Source organism: Methylopila sp. 73B (assembly GCF_000526315.1).
Lineage (GTDB): Bacteria > Pseudomonadota > Alphaproteobacteria > Rhizobiales > Methylopilaceae > Methylopila.
Genome location: NZ_JAFV01000001.1, coordinates 1,422,075 through 1,438,675, shown reverse-complemented (window position 1 = coordinate 1,438,675; position 16,601 = coordinate 1,422,075). Strand labels below are relative to the sequence as shown.

At 71.8% G+C, this 16,601-nt stretch carries 12 protein-coding genes; 7 read left to right on the top strand and 5 right to left on the bottom strand.

What is annotated here, in order from left to right; genetic code table 11:
* The first annotated feature begins 19 nt into the window (after window positions 1-19).
* The 3 genes from K244_RS0106870 (at window position 20) to K244_RS0106860 (ending at window position 1,588) form a co-directional block, all read left to right on the top strand.
* Window positions 20-655 (top strand): ABC-type transport auxiliary lipoprotein family protein, encoded by a 636-nt coding sequence (locus tag K244_RS0106870; RefSeq protein ID WP_036305562.1) that lies wholly within the window; start codon window positions 20-22, stop codon window positions 653-655.
* 86 nt (window positions 656-741) lie between these two features.
* On the top strand, window positions 742-1,092 hold the full coding sequence (locus K244_RS0106865; protein WP_020185513.1) for a DUF6152 family protein: 351 nt from the start codon (window positions 742-744) through the stop codon (window positions 1,090-1,092).
* 4 nt (window positions 1,093-1,096) lie between these two features.
* A complete protein-coding gene (locus K244_RS0106860) occupies window positions 1,097-1,588 on the top strand; it encodes a DUF6644 family protein (protein ID WP_020185512.1) in 492 nt (163 codons plus the stop codon).
* A gap of 82 nt (window positions 1,589-1,670) precedes the next feature.
* Here the strand turns inward: K244_RS0106860 and K244_RS0106855 are convergent, their stop codons facing one another.
* Window positions 1,671-9,068 carry a hypothetical protein gene (locus K244_RS0106855; protein WP_020185511.1) on the bottom strand — a complete coding sequence of 2,466 codons (7,398 nt, stop codon included), beginning with the start codon at window positions 9,066-9,068 and terminating at the stop codon, window positions 1,671-1,673.
* A 294-nt stretch (window positions 9,069-9,362) separates the two neighbouring features.
* Between K244_RS0106855 and K244_RS0106850 the strand changes: the two genes are divergently transcribed.
* The gene (locus K244_RS0106850) at window positions 9,363-10,541 is read left to right on the top strand and encodes a VWA domain-containing protein (RefSeq protein WP_020185510.1); all 1,179 of its coding nucleotides are present in this window, start codon (window positions 9,363-9,365) and stop codon (window positions 10,539-10,541) included.
* Window positions 10,542-10,631: 90 nt separating this feature from the next.
* On the opposite strand, the gene K244_RS0106845 is transcribed toward K244_RS0106850, so the two are convergent.
* The 3 genes from K244_RS0106845 to K244_RS0106835 form a co-directional block, all read right to left on the bottom strand.
* Window positions 10,632-11,660 (bottom strand): NAD(P)/FAD-dependent oxidoreductase, encoded by a 1,029-nt coding sequence (locus K244_RS0106845; protein ID WP_020185509.1) that lies wholly within the window; start codon window positions 11,658-11,660, stop codon window positions 10,632-10,634.
* A gap of 85 nt (window positions 11,661-11,745) precedes the next feature.
* Window positions 11,746-12,066: a 2Fe-2S iron-sulfur cluster-binding protein gene (locus tag K244_RS0106840; protein WP_020185508.1), complete on the bottom strand. Its 321-nt coding sequence runs from the start codon at window positions 12,064-12,066 to the stop codon at window positions 11,746-11,748.
* 173 nt (window positions 12,067-12,239) lie between these two features.
* A complete protein-coding gene (locus K244_RS0106835; RefSeq protein ID WP_024816360.1) occupies window positions 12,240-12,617 on the bottom strand; it encodes an Hpt domain-containing protein in 378 nt (125 codons plus the stop codon).
* Between the two features lie 331 nt (window positions 12,618-12,948).
* Between K244_RS0106835 and K244_RS0106830 the strand changes: the two genes are divergently transcribed.
* Genes K244_RS0106830 through K244_RS0106820 form a run of 3 tightly spaced genes read left to right on the top strand, consistent with a single transcriptional unit; the run spans window position 12,949 to window position 15,991 of the window.
* Complete coding sequence (locus K244_RS0106830; protein WP_020185506.1) at window positions 12,949-13,476, top strand: histidine phosphatase family protein; 528 nt, start codon at window positions 12,949-12,951, stop codon at window positions 13,474-13,476.
* Window positions 13,473-14,948 carry a YcjX family protein gene (locus K244_RS0106825; RefSeq protein WP_020185505.1) on the top strand — a complete coding sequence of 492 codons (1,476 nt, stop codon included), beginning with the start codon at window positions 13,473-13,475 and terminating at the stop codon, window positions 14,946-14,948. Before K244_RS0106830 ends, K244_RS0106825 begins: the two co-directional genes overlap by 4 nt.
* Window positions 14,945-15,991: a TIGR01620 family protein gene (locus K244_RS0106820; protein ID WP_020185504.1), complete on the top strand. Its 1,047-nt coding sequence runs from the start codon at window positions 14,945-14,947 to the stop codon at window positions 15,989-15,991. Before K244_RS0106825 ends, K244_RS0106820 begins: the two co-directional genes overlap by 4 nt.
* A 2-nt stretch (window positions 15,992-15,993) precedes the next feature.
* Here the strand turns inward: K244_RS0106820 and K244_RS0106815 are convergent, their stop codons facing one another.
* Window positions 15,994-16,386, bottom strand: coding sequence for a GFA family protein (locus K244_RS0106815; RefSeq protein WP_020185503.1), 393 nt, complete (start codon window positions 16,384-16,386; stop codon window positions 15,994-15,996).
* Between the last annotated feature and the right edge of the window lie 215 nt (window positions 16,387-16,601).

Here is a 16,601-nt window from a genome sequence, read left to right as displayed (position 1 = left end):
GACGAGCTCGGAGAGAGCCGTGACCGCACCGCGTACCCGTTCAATCCGCGCCAAGACCTTGAGCGCCAAGACCTTGAGCGCCACGGCCCTCCTGCTCGCGGGCGTCGCGCTCGCCGGCTGCTCCAGCCTGCTCGCCGGCAAGCCGCCGGCGACCTACGACCTCACGGCCCCGACCGACCTTCCGCGCGGCGGCTCGCAGAAGGGCAACCTCGTGGTGGGCGAACCGGTCGCCGTCGCCGTCATCGACGGCCAGCGGATCGTCGTGAAGCCGGACGCGGGGCAGGTGACCTACCTTCCGGATTCGCAGTGGTCCGACCGCCTGCCGAAGCTCGTGCAGGCCAAGATCATCGAGGCCTACGAGAACGCCAACCGGCTGAAGAGCGTCGGTCGCCCCGGCGATCGGCTCGCCGTCGACTACCAACTCGTCACCGAGCTCCGCGCCTTCGAGATCCGCGCGGGGCAGGGACAGGCCGTGGTGGAGCTCACCGCGAAGATCGTCAGCGACAAGACCGGCAGGATCGTCGCCGGCGAGGTGTTCCAGGCCCGCCAGCCGCTTCCCGGCGCCGTCGACGGTCCGACCGCCACGCGCGCGCTGAACGCCGCGCTCGCCGACGTGCTGCGCGGCCTCGTCGCGTGGACCGGCCAGCGCCTCTGATCCCTCACGCAGGCGTCATCCGGAACCCGCTCGACCGGCCATTCGGGCGCGCCACCTCCCTGTGACGAACACGGGAGGTGGCGCCGATGAAAGCGACGATCGTTCGAGGACTGACGCTGGCCGGCCTGATGGCGACGCCGGCGCTCGCGCACCATGGGTGGTCGAGCTACGACTCGACCAAGCTGGTGACGCTGCAGGGTCCCGTCCTCGAGTCCCGTTTCGGCAATCCCCATGGCTCCCTGACCATCGAGCATGAGGGCAAGCGCTGGGAGGCGGTGCTCGCCCCGCCCTCGCGCATGACGGCGCGCGGCCTGACCGAGTCCGACATCGCGGTCGGCGCGACCGTCAAGGTCGAAGGCTATGTCAGCACCCGAGTCGCGACCGAAATCAGGGCGGAGCGCATCATCGTGGGGTCCAAGACCGTCGAACTGCGCTGACGGGATGGATGCCGACGGGGTCACGCCGGGCTGGGCAGCCGCGCTCGAGGCGTCCGCGCTGGGCGCGTTCATGCGCGGCGCGTCCGCGGCCTATCCCATCGTAAACCTCGGCCATCTGCTCGGGCTGGTGCTGCTCGTCGGCTCGGTGCTGCTGCTCGATCTCCGCTTGCTCGGCGCGGGCCGGCGGCTCGCAGCCCACGCCGTGGCGCAAGCCCTTACGCCGACGATGCTCTGCGGCGCGGGGCTGCTCGTCGTCACCGGCGTCCTGCTGTTCGCCGCCGACGCCCGGGCGCTGATCGGCAACGCGGCCTTTCTTTGGAAGCTCGGCCTTGTGGCGACGGCCTGCGCCAACGCCGTTTTGTTTCGCGCGGTGTGGAGCGGCGCGCTGAAGAACTGGGACGCGGCGGCGCCGCTCGCCGCCCGGGTTCAGGTCGCCGCCTCGCTCGCGCTGTGGCTGACCGTCGCCGCGCTCGGCCGGCTGATCGCCTACGTCTGACGACATTGCGCGGCCAGAGCTCGCCCACGAAAAAGCCCCGGCGCGCGTGTGCGGCCGGGGCTTTTTCGCGTCAACCAGGCCTTCAGCTCGGATCGAACTTTCCGGCCGCGTGGGCGAGCATCGTGTAGACCTTGCCCGTCTCGGAGGTGAGATAGGTGTTGGTCAGCATGTTGTCGCGATCGTCTTCGCCGACCTCTTCGAGCAGCCGCTCGAACTCGGAGATGTAGCGCTCGACCGTCGCCCGGAACTCGGGCTCCGCGCCGTACTTGCGCCGGATCTCCTCGAAGGTCTGCTGGCCCTGCAGCGTGTAGAGCCGGCGCGTGAAGACGTTGCGCTCGCCGCGGCGGTAGCGGTCCCACAGGTCGGTCACGGCCTGATGGTCGATCATGCGGGCGATGTCGACCGAGAGGCTGTCGAGGGACTCGATCGCGTGCAGCGGCGAGCGCTGCTGCGGGGCCGCCGGCGCGGGCTTGCGCACCGCCGTCGGCGAAGGAGCGCCCGCCGGGGCGTCGTCGCGCGAGGCGCGGGCGAGCAGGCCGGAAATCCAGCTGCCGTTGTCCTCCGCGGGGGCGGCGCCGCGGGCGGTCGCGGGCGCGGCTGGCTTCGGCGCCGCGGGACGGGGGGCCGAAGCGGCGGGGGCGGGCGCGCGAACCGGCGCGGGAGCGGCCGGTCGCGGAGGCGTCGAAGCCGGCTTCGCCGCCGCCACACGGGCCTGGGCGGGCTCGGCCACGTCGAACGACGCGCCCTGGCGCGCGGCGATTTCGCCGAGCGCGGTCAGGGCCCGGATCTGCTCCGCCATCACGCGGCGCAGCTCGGCCGCGTTCTCCTCCGCCTCCTTGGGCATCTCCAGGACGCCGCGACGCAGTTGCTCGCGGGTCGTGTCGAGTTCGGCCTGGATGGAGGAGGTCATGCCGCGCAGCTCGCGGGTGATCTCCGCGAAGCGCCCGGTCGCCGCGCCGAGGGTCTTGGCGATGTCGCGCGCCGCCTCCTCGTTCGCGGCCTTGAGCGCCGTCGCGGTCTTCTCGCGCTCGGCCTCGGTGGTCTGGCGGACCTTCTCGAACTCCCCGGCGATCTGCTGGGCGGTGGCGCCGACCTGCTGCGCGAGGCTCTCGGCGACCTTCTGCGCCCGCTGCTCCGACTTCGACAGCGCGCCGTCGATCGAGACGGTGAAGCCCTCGATCACGCCGCCGAGCTCGTCCGCCTTGGCGACGAGAGCCCCGGACAGCGTCTCGAGCGCGGAGCGGCGCTCCTCGAGCGCGCCGGCCAGGCGGCCCTGCGCGCCGTCGAGCGTCGTCGTGACGGCCGCGATCGCCTGGGTCTGGTCGTCGAGCTTCTTCGACACCTCTGTGACGCGCTGAAGCACGCCGGAGGAAACGTCGCGGAGCGAGGTGACTTGGGCGCCGACCTTCTCGCCGGTGCGGGTCGTCGTCTCCGCGATGTCGGCCATGATCTCCTCGAAGGCCGTGACGCGGCCCGAAAGCTCGCTCTCGACCGCGCCGAGCTTCTGCCCGGCGTTGTCGAGCAGCGTCTGCAGGCCGGCGTTCGAGTCCGCGAGCTTGGTCAGGACGTCCGCCATCTCGCCGGTGAGGGCGGTCTGGGTCCGGGACAGGTCGGCGACGGCGCGCTTGCTCTCCCGGGCGACGGTGGTCGCAAGCGTCGAGGTCGCCTCGACGACGGCCTCCTGGAGCTTGCGGCTCGAGCCGTCGAGGTGCTCGACCGCCTTGGAGGTCTCGAGGCCCATGGTCTCCGACAGGCGATGCGACACCACCCGCAGGCGGTCCGCGACCGAGTTCAGGCTTTCCACCGTCTCGGCGCCGCGGGTCTCGAAGGTGCGCACAAGGTCGCCGTTCAGCGCCTCGAGGGTTTCCTTCAGCGTGTCGCTGCGCGAGGCCAGTCCGTCGATCAGGGTCGCCGAACGGCTCTCGATCTGGGTCGAGACCGCGTCGCCGGCGGCTGCGATCTCGCGCGTCACGGCCGCGCTCTGGGCGCCGAAGCGCTCGACGAGGCCATAGCCCTGCCGCTCGAGCGTCACCGTCAGCTCGCCGATCCGCGCGACCAGCGCTTCCGTCACCTCGCCCGAGAGGCGCGACATGTCGCCCTCGGCGCGTTCGGTCGCCTCGGCGATCGCGCGCGCCAAGGCGTCGGTCTTGAGCGCGAGCTCGGAGGTGAGCGCGTCGCCGCGGGCGCCGAGATTGGCGCTGACAGCGTCGAGCCCGGCGGAGACCACGGACTCGAAGCGGCCGATGCGGCCCTCGAGCTCGGACGCCACTTCGAGCGCGCGTGCGCCGAGCGTCGCGCCGACCGTCTCGGCCTTGCCGTCGAAGGAGGCGATCAGCTCGTCGGTGCGCTCGCTGAGCGTCGCGGCGAACTCGGCGGCGCGGTCGGCGAGGGCGGCCGCGACCCCGGTCGAGCCGTCGCCCAGCGTGCGCGCGAGCTCCAGCGTGCGGGCGGCCAGCGTCTCGTTCAGCGCGCGGGTGCGCGCCTCGAGGCCGTCGTCGATGCGGCTGATGCGCCTCTCGAGCGACAGCGCGAGGTCGCCGATGCGCCCCCCTAGCTGCTCGTCGAAGGCGCCGAAGCGCTGGGCCAGAACGCCCTCGAGCTCGGTCGTGCGCGTGTTTACGCCGTCCGCATGGGCGGCGATGGCCTTCTCGAACTCCGTCGCCTTGGCGTCGAAGACATTGATGCGGGAGGCAACAGCGCGGTGGAGCACGTTGGCGCGGTTGTCGAAGGTCTCGAGGCTCTTCGTCAGCGCCTCGCCGATGCCGGTCGCCTTGTCGTCGAAGGACGCGACGCGCTCGCTGAGCGAGTCGTCCAGCGCGGCGACGCGGCCCGCGAAGCTTTCGAGGCGTTCGCCGAGCGAGCCGTCGAGCGTCGTCACCCGCGCGTCAAAGGCGCCGAGGCGCTCGCCGATCACGCGGTCGAGCTGCGCGACCTGGTCGTCGATGCGTCCGACCTGGGCGCCCACCGTCTCGTCGATGGCGCCGATCTTCTCGTCGATCGATCCGACGCGCAGCGCGATGGTCTCGTCGAGCCGCAGGATCTGGCCGTCGAGCGCGGTGATCCGACCGGCGAACAGCTGGTCGAAGGTCGAGATCTTCTCGTCGAACTGCCCGACGCGTGCGCCGATGGTCTCGTCCAGCCGCTCGATGCGGCCGTCGACCGCGCCGAGGTGGCTTCGAGAGGCGAGGTCGATCGCCGAAAGGCGGTCGTCGAAGCCCGCGAGCCGGTCGGCGATGGCGCCGTCGAACTCGGACATCTTGCCGTCGAACGAGGCCAGCCGGTCAGCCATGGAGGTCTCGAGACGGCCGGCGGTCTCGCCGATCGATTCGGCCAGGCGTCCGCCGTCCTCGCGCAGCACGCGCTCCACGTCGCCCACGTGCGACGCGACGCTTTCGGCGAAGCTTTCGCTCGCCGCGCCGATGCGGTCGGCGAGCGCCGGGCCACGCTCGTCGAGCGTTTTGTCGAGCGCGGCGAGCTGGGCCGCGAAGGCCTCGTTCACGGCGCCGCCGCGGGTCGCGATCTCGTCGGCGAGCTGGCGCGCGGTCGCCGCAAGCGCCTCGCTCAGGGTCTCGCCGCGGCTCGCGATGGCCGCGCCGATCTCGTCGCTGACGCGCTCCAGCTGGCTGTTGACCTCGGCGACGCGCCCGTCGAGGGCGACGCCGAAGCCTTCGACGGACGCCTGCAGCGTCGCGCCGGCGTTCTGGGCGCCGTCGCGCAGGCGCAGCGCGACGAGGCTCGCGGCCTCGCCGAGCAGGCGCTCCGCGCGGGCGACTTCACCCGCGAGCCGCTCGCCGAGCGCGGAGCCCGCGCCGTCGAAGCGCTGCTCGAAGGCGCCGAGCCGCTCCTCGAAGTTCGCTCCGAGGCGCTGGCCGGCGGCGTCGAAGGCGCCTTCGGCCGCGAGAGCCCGGGCGTCGATCGTCTCGACGAAGCGGATCTCCGCGGAGGCGAGGCGGGTCTGGAGATCGGCGCCGCGGTTGACGATGGCGTCGTGGATCCGCTCGGCGGTGTCGCCGATCGTCATGGTCAGCTGGCCGCCGCGTTCGGCGATGACGTCCGCCACCGAGACGCCTGTGGTGGCGAGGCGCTCCTCGAAGGCGCGCAGGCGGTCCTCGACCGTGGTGGAGATGCGGCCGGTGGCGGCGTCGAACGCGGCTTCCGCCGCGGCCGCCCGCTCGTCGATCTTGGCGCCGAGGCCGTCGCCGCTCGCCGCAAGCCGGCGCTCGAGTTCGTCGCCGCGCAGCACGACGACGTCGTGGATCCGCTCGGCGGTTTCGCCGAGCGAGGAGACCAGGGCCCCGCCGCGCTCCGCGATGATTTCGGCGATCACGCCGCCCGTGCTGGTGATCTGCTCGTCGAAGGCGCGCAGGCGCTCGTCCGAGCCGGTCGCGACGCGTTCCGCCGCCGCGCCGAACTTGGCTTCGATCGCCGCCGCACGCTCTTCGAGCGCCAAGCGTAGGGTCTCCGCGCCGGCTTCGAGCCGGTCGCCGAGCGCGCCGCCGCGGCCCGCGAGCAGCGAGTCGATCCGCTCGGCGGTGTCGTCGAGGCGGGTCGCAAGGTCGCCGCCGCGCTCGGAGATCACTTCGGCGATCACGCCGCCCGCGCCCGTGAGGCGCTGCTCGAACGCCGCAAGGCGTTCGTCGAGGCCGGAGGTGGCGCGTTCGGACGCCGACGCGAAGATCTCCTCGACCGCCGCCGCGCGGCCGTCGATGGCTTCGCCGAGCGAGCCGACGACCGCGACGAGGCGGCCCTCAAGCTCGCCGCCCCGGCCTGCGATGCTCTCGTGGATGCGCGCCGCCGTCTCCTCTATCGAGGAGGCGAGGGCGCCGCCGCGGTCGGCGATGATCTCGCCCGCCGCGCCGCCGGCAGCCGCAAGGCGCTCCTCGAAGGCCGACAGCCGTTCGTCGACGCCCTGGGTCGCCCGGTCGGAGGCGGCCGCGAAGGCCTCCTCCGCGGCGGTGGCGCGGCTGTCGATCGTGCGGCCGAGGGCGCCGGTCGCCGCCGTCAGGCGGGTCTCCAGCTCGCCGCCGCGCGAAACGATGGTCTCGTGGATGCGCTCGGCGGTCTCCTCGAGAGTGGAGGCGAGGGCGCCGCCGCGGTCCGCGATGATCTCGGCGACGGAGCCGCCGGTGGTCGAAAGCCGCTCCTCGAAGGCGCGCAGGCGCTCCTCGACGCCGGAGGAGATCCGTCCGGCCGCCGCGTCGAACGCCGCCTGCGCCGCGACGGCGCGGGCCTCGATGGTCTCGCCGAGGTGGTCCCCGGTCGCCGCTAGGCGGCTTTCGAGGTCGGAGCCGCGGACGACGACGACGTCGTGGATGCGCTCGGCGGTGTCGCCCAGCTGGGTGACGAGGATGCCGCCGCGCTCCGACAGCACGTCGGCGATCGTGACGGTCGTGGCCTCGATGCTCTCGCGCACTTCGAGGGCGCGGGTCTCGATGGCCGCGACGATGCGGGCGCCGGCCGCGTCGAATTCGCGCTCGACCTCGCCCGAACGGCCGACGACGGCCTCGTGGACGCGGTCGCTGGCCGCCGCGATGCGGGTCGCGACGTTGTCGCCGCGCTCCTCGAGCAGGGCGGCGATGCGCTCGCCGTTCTCGCCGAACCGGCGCTCGAGCTCGCCGCCGTGGACGACGATCGCCTCGTGCATCCGGGCGCTCGCCTCGGACAGACGGTCCGCCAGCTCGCCGCTCTTCAGCGAGATGCTCTCCGCAAGGCGTCCGCCGGTCTCGTCGAGCTTGCCGGTGATTTCGGAGCCGCGCAGCGACAGGTCGAGCACGACGCCGTCGCCGGCCGTCTTGACGGCCTCGGTGACTTCGGCCGCGCGGACCGCGAGCACGCCCTGGAAGTCCTCGCCCACTTCGCGGAGCGCCTCGGACACCGCCTCGGCGCGCTCCGAGAGGCTGCGCAGGATGAGGTCGGCGCGCTCGGTGAAGCCGCCGGTCACGTCGTCGCCGGCGCGCTGCAGCGTCTCCGCGGCGCGGTCACCGCGGGCGGCGAAGTCGTCGGACAGGCGCGTGGCCACGGTCTCGAGCTGCTCGGTGACGCGCGCTCCGCGTTCGCCGAACGCCTCCGTGACGGAGGCGGCGGTGGAGGCGAGGGCTTCGGTCAGCTCGCCCGCGCGGGCGGCGAAGCCTTCGCCGAGATCGGCGCTGGTGCGGTCGAGCGCGACGTGCAGCTCGCCGAAGCGCTCCGAGATGCGGTCGAGGACCGCCGCGCCGGAGCGCTCCAGCTCGTTCGCCATCTGGTTGCCGCGGCCGTCGAGCACGCCGACGATCTGTTCGCTGGTGCGCGCGAGCCGCTCGTCGAGGTCGAGACCGGTCGCCGCCAGCCGGTCGGTGAGCAGCGCGGTGCGCTCTTCGAGCGAGCGGGCGAGGCTCTCGCCGCTGTCCGTCATGGCGTCTCGCGCCGCGTCCGCGCGGGCGGCGACGGTCTCGGCGAGCCGCGAGCCGGTCTCGTCGAGGCTGCGGGTCACGGCGTCGCTGGTGCTGGAGAGACGCTCGATCAGCTCCGCGCCGCGTCCGCCGACGGCGACGAGCATGGCCTCGCCGGCCTCGGCGATCGCCGCGGACAGCTCCATGCTCTTGGCGTCGAGATGTTCCGTCACCCGCGCGCCTGACTCGGCGATGTTCGCGGTCAGCAGCGTGGCGGCGGCGTTGAGGTCGCGGGCGAGCAGCTCGTGCGCCCCGGCGATGGTCTCGCGCAGGCGCTCGGCGTTGCCGTCGATGGCTTCGCGCTCGCTCTGCAGCTCGGCGATGAGGTTGCGGACCCGCAGTTCGTTGTCGTGGAACGAGCGCTCGAGCGAGGAGACCTCGCCCCGCACCAGCGACTCCAGATCGCCCGCGCGGTTCACGGCGCGCTCGATGCCGTCGCCCATCGCCGCGACCTCGCGGCGCACGGCCTGGCCGAGCGAGGTGACGGAATCGGTCGACGAGGTCTCGGGCTCCGCAAGGCGGAGCGCGACCTCGGTCATCGAACGGGCGACGAGGCGCATCTCCTGCGAGCGCCAGGCCATCATCGCGAGCATGAAGAAGAACACGATCGGCGCGAAGGTGCCGACGAAGGCGGCGGCCAGCTGCGCCTGGATCGCGCGGTCGGCGAGATCGACGCCGCCCTGGCCCAGGCCGACGACGCCAAAGACGTAGAGCGCGCCGAGCGCGGCCCAGGCCACGGCGGCGGCGGTCGCCAGCACGAAGGGGCCGTTCGAGGGCTTGCGCTGCAAGGCGTAGAGGATGTGCGCGAAGGAGCGGGCGTCGTCGTTCGCGGGCGCGCGGCGGCCGGACCGGTCGGGCGTCGGCGCGACGCGGCGTTCGGGCGCCGCGGCCTGGAGCTGCGGCTCGACCATGGGCTCCGTCACCGTGGGCTCAGGCGCCGCCTTGCGCGGGGCGACGACCGCCTTGGCGCCGGGAGCGACGAGATTCAGCGCCTCCTCGATGGCGGACAGGGCCGCTTCCGCGGGATCCTTGGCAGGATTGGGATTCGCCATCGTCTGAAGCCTCGCGTCCGTACACTGCACACATCGGTCGCTTCGGACCCGCCGGCCTCACGCGAGACTGACAACGTCCTCTGCCGGATCGTGTCCCCACACAGACACGGCCCGTCTCGCCGTTTGGAGCCGTCACGCCATCGCCACGAAAACGCCGCGGCGTCGTCAGGCATGCGTCTCCACGCTTCTGATGGTACCGATGATCCCGCATCTAGAGAACCGCGGAATCCATCCGTTGGCAAACGTCGTTAACGGGTTGTTCACCATCTCAAACGATTCGGCCGGCCCCGCGTCATGTTCCTGAGGTTTTTCGAGGCGCTGCGCAGCGCCGGCGTGCCCGTGTCCCTACGTGAGCACCTCGCGTTCCTGGAGGCGCTGGACCGCGGACTGCGTCCGACCGACGCCGACGGGCTCCATGCGCTGGCCCGCGCCTGCCTCGTCAAGGACGAACGGCACTTCGACCGATTCGACCGCGTTTTCGCCCAGATCTTCGCCGGGGCCGAGAGCCTGGCGGAGGCCCTCGCTGGAACGGACATACCGCCGGACTGGTTGCTGAAACGCTTCGAACGCCTGCTGTCGGATGAAGAGAAGGCGGCGATCGAGGCGCTCGGCGGGCTCGACAAGCTGCTCGAGACTCTGCGGCAGCGTCTCGCGGAGCAGAAAGCGCGGCACGAGGGCGGCAACAAGTGGGTGGGCACGGGGGGCGCGTCGCCCTTCGGCGCCTACGGCTACAATCCGGAAGGGATCCGGATCGGGCAGGAGGGCAACCGCAACTTCAAGGCGGTGAAGGTCTGGGACAAGCGGGAGTTCCGCGATCTCGACGGCGAGGTCGAGATCGGCACGCGGGCGATCAAGGTGGCCCTGCGGCGCATGCGGCGCTTCGCCCGCGCCGGCGCGGCGGAGGAGTTCGATCTCGACGGCACCGTGGGCGCGACCGCGCGCCAGGGTTTTCTCGACGTGAAGCTGCGCCCGGAGCGGCGCAACGCGGTGCAGCTTCTGCTGCTGCTTGACGTCGGCGGCTCCATGGACGGGCACGTGCGCGCCTGTGAGGAGCTGTTTTCCGCCGCGCGGTCCGAGTTCAAGCGGCTCGACCACTTCTATTTCCACAACTGCGTCTACGAGCACGTGTGGCGCGACAACCGTCGCCGGCGCGCCGAGCTCACGCCGACGCTCGACCTGCTGCGCGGCTATCCGCCGGAGTGCCGGGTGGTGATCGTCGGCGACGCGTCGATGAGCCCCTACGAGCTGCTGTCGCCCGGCGGCGCGGTCGAACACATGAACAAGGAGGCGGGCCGGGTCTGGCTGCGACGGTTCGTCGATCGCTTCCCGAAGCTCGCCTGGGTCAACCCCCTCCCGGAGCGGAGCTGGTCGTGGACCGAGTCCATCGACATCGTCCGGGACGCGGTCGAAGGGCGCATGTACCCGCTCAGCCTCGACGGCCTCGATCGGGCGACCCGGGCGCTGGCGCGCTGAGAGTTCGGTTGGCGCCCTAAAACACGTTCGCCACAGTCTGAGTTGCGGCGAACGGGCGCCAGATGGGCGCGAGAACGGACATCTTGGCCGTCAGGCGCCCGCGAGCTTCTTCTGCAGGGTGGACGACGAGGTCGAGTGCTGGAAGACCATCCGGCGCTCTGGATGCACGCGGCGGGCGGCGGCCTGGGCCATCAGCGCGGCCTCGTGGAAGCCCGAGAGGATCAGCTTCAGCTTGCCGGGATAGGCGTTGACGTCGCCGATCGCGAACACGCCGGGCGTCGTCGTCTGGTAGCTCTCGACGTCGACCGGGATGAGGTCTTCGCTCATGTTCAGCCCCCAGTCCGCGATCGGGCCGAGCTGGGCCGCGAGGCCGAAGAACGGCAGCATGGCGTCTGCGGCGATCTCGTGGAGCGACCCGTCCTCCGCCTTGGCCTTCACCGCCTTCAGCATGCCGTTCTCGCCGATGAGGGCGGTGGCCTGGCCGATGAACAGGTCGACGACGCCCTTGTCCACCAGCGCGCGCATCTTGTTGACGGTGTCCGGGGCGGCGCGGAACACGTCGCGCCGGTGGATCAGCGTCACGCTCTCGGCGATCGGCGCGAGGTTGAGCGTCCAGTCCAACGCGGAGTCGCCGCCGCCGACGATCACCAGATGCTTGGCCCGGAACGCATCCTTGGCGCGGACGGCGTAGAACACCGAACGTCCTTCGTAGGCCTCCACGCCGGGGATCGGCGCGCGCCGCGGCAGGAACGAGCCGCCGCCGGCGGCGATCACCACGACCTTGGCGTCGAAGCGGGTCCCGGCGTCCGTCGTCAGAAGGAAGCGGTCGTCGGGCGTCCGCTCGAGGGCCGCGACCATCTGGTTGAAGTGGAACCGCGGCGCGAAGGGCTGGATCTGGGCGAGCAGGTTGTCGGCGAGCCCCTGGCCGGTCACCTCCGGCAGCCCAGGGATGTCGTAGATCGGCTTCTCTGGGTACAGCTCGACGCATTGCCCGCCCGGCCGGTCGAGGATGTCGACGACGTGGGCCTCGACGTCGACCATGCCGAGCTGGAACACGGCGAAGAGCCCGACGGGGCCGGCCCCGACGATCACGGCGTCTGTGTAAATGATGTCGGTCATGGCGTCCCGGATCTGCGCGAAGCGTGAGGGCGCGCAGGTCTAGCGGAGGCGCGGGCGCGGGAAAAGGACCGGCGGCCGAACGGCGTCAGCCCTGACGCTGCGGCGTCGTCACCTTGAGGCCGTCGAGCGCCGGCGTGATCTTGATCTGGCAGGAGAGGCGGCTGGACGGCCGGACGTCGAAGGCGAAGTCCAGCATGTCCTCCTCCATCGGGGTCGGACCGCCGACCACTTCGCTCCAGGCCTCGTCCACGTAGACGTGGCAGGTCGCGCAGGAGCATCCGCCGCCGCACTCGGCCTCAATGCCGGGGACGTCGTTCGCGATGGCGACCTCCATCACGGTCTGGCCCTCTCGGGCCTCGACCGTGCGTTCGCCGCCGTCATGATCGATGAAGGTGATCTGGGCCATCGCCGCGCCGCCTCTTGCACAGACGGACCGGTCCGCCGTGCCGCGGCCGATCCTTCGGCGGGCTGTTTAGAGCGTTTCGCATCCACGCGCCAGACGACGGGCGGCCGCCGTCGTCACGCGGTCGGATCGCGGCCGGCTGATCCAGCCGGCCAAAACGTTCGAAGCCTGAAGGTTCAGCGGTCGAAACCGAAGCGCAGTTCGATCGCGGAGGTGGCCTCTGCGACGGACTCGGCGACTTCGGCGAGAGCCTTGCCGGTCGGCTCGCCGGCGTTCGCCGCGCGCTCAAGCTCGTCGGCCGCATAGGCCACGCGACCGGCGCCGACGCCGCGGGCCGAGCCCTTCAGCGTGTGCGCGATCTGGGCGCGCTCGGACGGGCAGGTCACCGCTTCGAAACGGAAGAGGAGGATGCGCGCCTGACGGCGGAAAAGCTCAAGGACCTCGCGCTCGAGGGTCCGGTCGCCAAGGGTCTGGCGGGAAAGGTGAGCGAGGTCGATCGCGGTCGCGAATTCCCCGCCGGTGCGTTGCTCGTACTGTTCCATGGTGCTCGACATGATGACTTTAACTCCAACCCCGCTGATACGCTGCGGGAGCCATTCTGAAGTGTGCGATGGCGATGGTGAAACAAAGGCGCCGAAACGTCTTGATCACCTTTCGGCGAAAGCTTTTCCTACAAAGTGACCTTTCGGCCACGGTGATCAGTTTCGCCGAGCGACGTTGAACTCGGTCCGAACGTGGCGTTCATCCGGCGTTCACCCTGGCGCCATCCATGAAAACGCCATGGAAGGTTTCCGAGTCGTGAACGGCGAGGCTTGAGAAAGGCGTTTGAGGCCCCCACCTCCTGCAGCGCCGCGGGATCGCCGCGGCTGTGAATTCCGGGGATCCATGCGCCGTCTCATTCTGTTCCGTCACGCGAAGTCCGACTGGTCGCTGGCCGCAGCCGCCGACCATGACCGCGGCCTCGCCACCCGCGGCCGAAAGGCCGCCGGGCCGATGGGGGCCTGGCTCGCGGGCCGGGGCTTCCGCCCCGACCTGGTGCTGTGCTCGACGGCGAAGCGCGCGAAGACCACCTGGGACATCGCGAAGGGCGCCTTCACGCCGGCGCCGGAGACGCGCGTGCTGCGCGAGGCCTATGAGGCGTCCGCCGACGGCCTGCTGGACGTGATCCGCTCCGCTCCGCCGGAGGCGCAGACGCTCATGGTCGTCGGCCACAATCCCGCCCTCGCGGATCTTGTCGACCTGCTGGCGGGCTCGGGGGACCCGGAGGCCCGGCGGCTGCTGTCGGTCAAGTTTCCGACCGCGGCGATCGCGGTGCTCGACCTGCCGTTCGACAGCTGGACCGAGACCGCGCCGCGCGCGGGGCGGCTCGACCGGTTCGTCACCCCCAAGAGCCTCGGCCTCGACGTCGCATGAATTTCGGCGACCTCGCCCACGAAGCCCGGATCGCGGCGCAGAGCCTGCTCGACGCCGCCGCGGGCACGCTCGATCCGACGCTCCGGCTGGGGGTGACCGGGCTGTCGCGGGCGGGCAAGACCGTCTTCCTGACGGCGCTGGTGAACGCCCTGACGCAGGGCGGCCGCCTTCCCGCGTTCCGCGCCTACGGCCAGGGCCGCATCGCCGGGGCGCGGCTTGCGCCGCAGCCGGACGACGCCGTGCCGCGGTTCGAGGTCGAGACCCATCTGAGGGCGTTGACCGGCGCCGACCGGCACTGGCCCGAGTCCACCCGGCGGATTTCCGAGCTGCGCGTCGTCGTCGATTTCGAAAGCCGCTCCGGCTTTCTCAGCCGGCAAAGGCCGGGCCGACGCCTCACCCTCGACATCGTCGACTATCCCGGCGAATGGCTGCTCGATCTCGCTTTGCTGTCGCAGGACTTCCGGACCTGGTCGCAGAAGACGCTCCACGCCTCTGAAGGTCCCACCCGCGCGCCGCTCGCCGCCGAATGGCGGGCCTATCTCGCGACGCTCGATCCCGCCGCCCGCGAGGACGAAACCGCGGCCCGGCAGGCGGCGGCGCTGTTCCGGGCCTATCTGATCGCAGGTCGCGCCGAACGCGTCGCGCTGTCGACGCTTCCTCCCGGCCGCTTCCTGATGCCGGGCGATCTCGACGGCAGTCCTGCTCTGACCTTCGCACCGCTCGACGTGCCGGCCGAAGGCGAGGCCCCGGCCGGGTCGCTGTGGGCGATGATGGAGCGGCGCTACGAATCCTACCGCAACCACGTCGTGAAGCCGTTCTTCCGCGACCACTTCGCGCGGCTCGACCGCCAGGTCGTGCTCGTCGACGCGCTGGCCGCGCTGAACGCCGGACCCGAGGCGGTCGCGGACCTCGAGGTGGCGTTGACCGACGTGCTCGCGGCGTTCCGGCACGGCCGGAACTCGTGGCTCACCAGCCTGTTCCGCCCCAAGGTCGACCGCCTGCTGTTCGCCGCGACCAAGGCCGACCACCTGCATCACACGAGCCATGACCGGCTCGAGGCGATCCTGCGGCGCCTCGTCGGACGGGCGATCAAGAACGCGGAGTTCGACGGCGCGGCGGTCGACGTGGTGGCGCTGGCCGCGGTGCGGGCCACCCGCGAGGCGACGGCGCGGCAGGGCCGGGACGATCTCCCCGTCATCGTCGGCGTGCCGGAGGCGGGCGAGCGCTCCGGAGGCCAGGTGTTCGACGGCCAGGAGGAGATCGCGGTGTTCCCCGGCGACCTGCCGGAGGATCCTGAAACGGCGCTGAGCGCCGGCGGCTACCGCGGCCGCGCGGTGAGCGACGACGGCGGGGACATCCGCTTCGTGAAGTTTCGCCCGCCGAGGCTCGCGCCCGAGCGCGGGGTCACGCAGCTTCCGCACATCCGGCTCGACCGCACGCTCGAATTCCTGCTGGGAGACGCGCTGCTGTGACCGACGCTCCGTCGAACGACCCCCTGCGACAGCCGCCCCGACGGCCGACCGCCTTCCGCCTGAACGACCCTTCCGTGGTGATGGCGGCGCCCGACGAGACGGTCGCCACCTCGCGCGGCGGCGTGGTCGTGACCTCGCAGCCCGATCCCTTCGAGGTCGAGGAGCCCGCGGCCGCGCCCGTCGCGCCGCGGCGCACGAGGCTGTCGCTCGGGAACCTGTTCTTCGGCGCGCTCGGGGGGCTGGTCAGCCTCGCGGTCGGCCTGTGGGCGACGCGGGTGGTCGAGGACCTGTTCGCACGCTCGGACTGGCTGGGGTGGGTCGCGCTCGGTCTCGCCGGGCTCGCGGCGCTGGCCGGCCTCGCCATCATCGGCCGGGAGGCGGCGGGGCTGATGCGCCTGTCGCGGATCGAGCACCTGCGGGAGGCGGCGGACGCCGCGCACGCCAGCGACGACGCCAAGGCCGCCAAGCGCGTGATCGCGGACGTGGTGGCGCTCTACGCCGCGCGGCCGGAGACGGCGCGGGCGCGCCGCGCCATCGTGGAGCACGACGACGACATCATCGACGGCTCGGACCGTCTGAAGATCGCCGAACGCGAACTGCTGGCGGCGCTCGACGCCGAGGCGACGCGCGCGATCGCGTCGTCCGCCAAGCGGGTGTCGGTGGTGACCGCGGTGTCCCCGCGCGCGATCGTCGATCTCGCCTTCGTGGCGGTCGAGGCCATGCGGCTCATCCGGCGGATCGGGACGATCTACGGCGGCCGCCCGGGGTCGCTCGGCTTCTTCAAGCTTGCGAAGCACGTGCTCGGCCATCTCGCCGTGACCGGCGGCATGGGGGTCGGCGACGGGCTGCTGGAGCAGGTGCTCGGGCATGGCCTTGCGGCGAAGCTCTCGGCGCGGCTGGGGGAGGGCGTGCTGAACGGCCTTCTGACCGCCCGCGTGGGCCTCGCCGCGATGGCGGTCTGCCGCCCTCTGCCCTTCGTCGAGCGCCGTCCCCCGACGGTCCGCGAGGTCGCCGGCAACCTGTTCGACACGCAGCGCCCCTAGACTCAGTCCTCGGATCGGCTCGTGGGGTCGCGATCGCCGGCGTAGCGGCGCGACAGCGGAAACGGCGGCAACCAGGATTCGCGACGGACGGTCCAGCTTTCGTAGGTGGGGCGCAGTTGGTCGGGCGCGTCCAGAGACCCGAGGTTCACTTCGACCTCGTCCGCCGTGCGCGCGAACACGGACGAGCCGCATCGGGGGCAGAAAAACCGCCCGGCGTAGGAGCGCGGTTCACCGTGGACCGCGACCGCATCCTTGGGAAACACCGCGGAGGCGTGAAACAGCGCCCCATGATGCTTGCGGCAGTCGAGGCAGTGGCAGAGCCCGACCCGGTAGGGTCGTCCCGACGCCACGATCCGAACGTCGCCGCACAGGCATCCGCCCGTCACTCGCTCCATGGCCGCAGCCCTCCGTTCAAGATCGGCGGAGGCCGCGATACGCCGCCTGCGCCGACCGTCAGCTTGGACCATGGGAGGCGGTGGGCGAAAAAACCGCCGGCTCGGGGACTGCTTACCGGCCGGCGGGTTTCTCAAGTTGAAAACGCGGCCCCGAGGGGATGCGTCTATGCGGTCTCGTACGGCGCGTTCATGACAACGGATTTACCTCGCCGCGG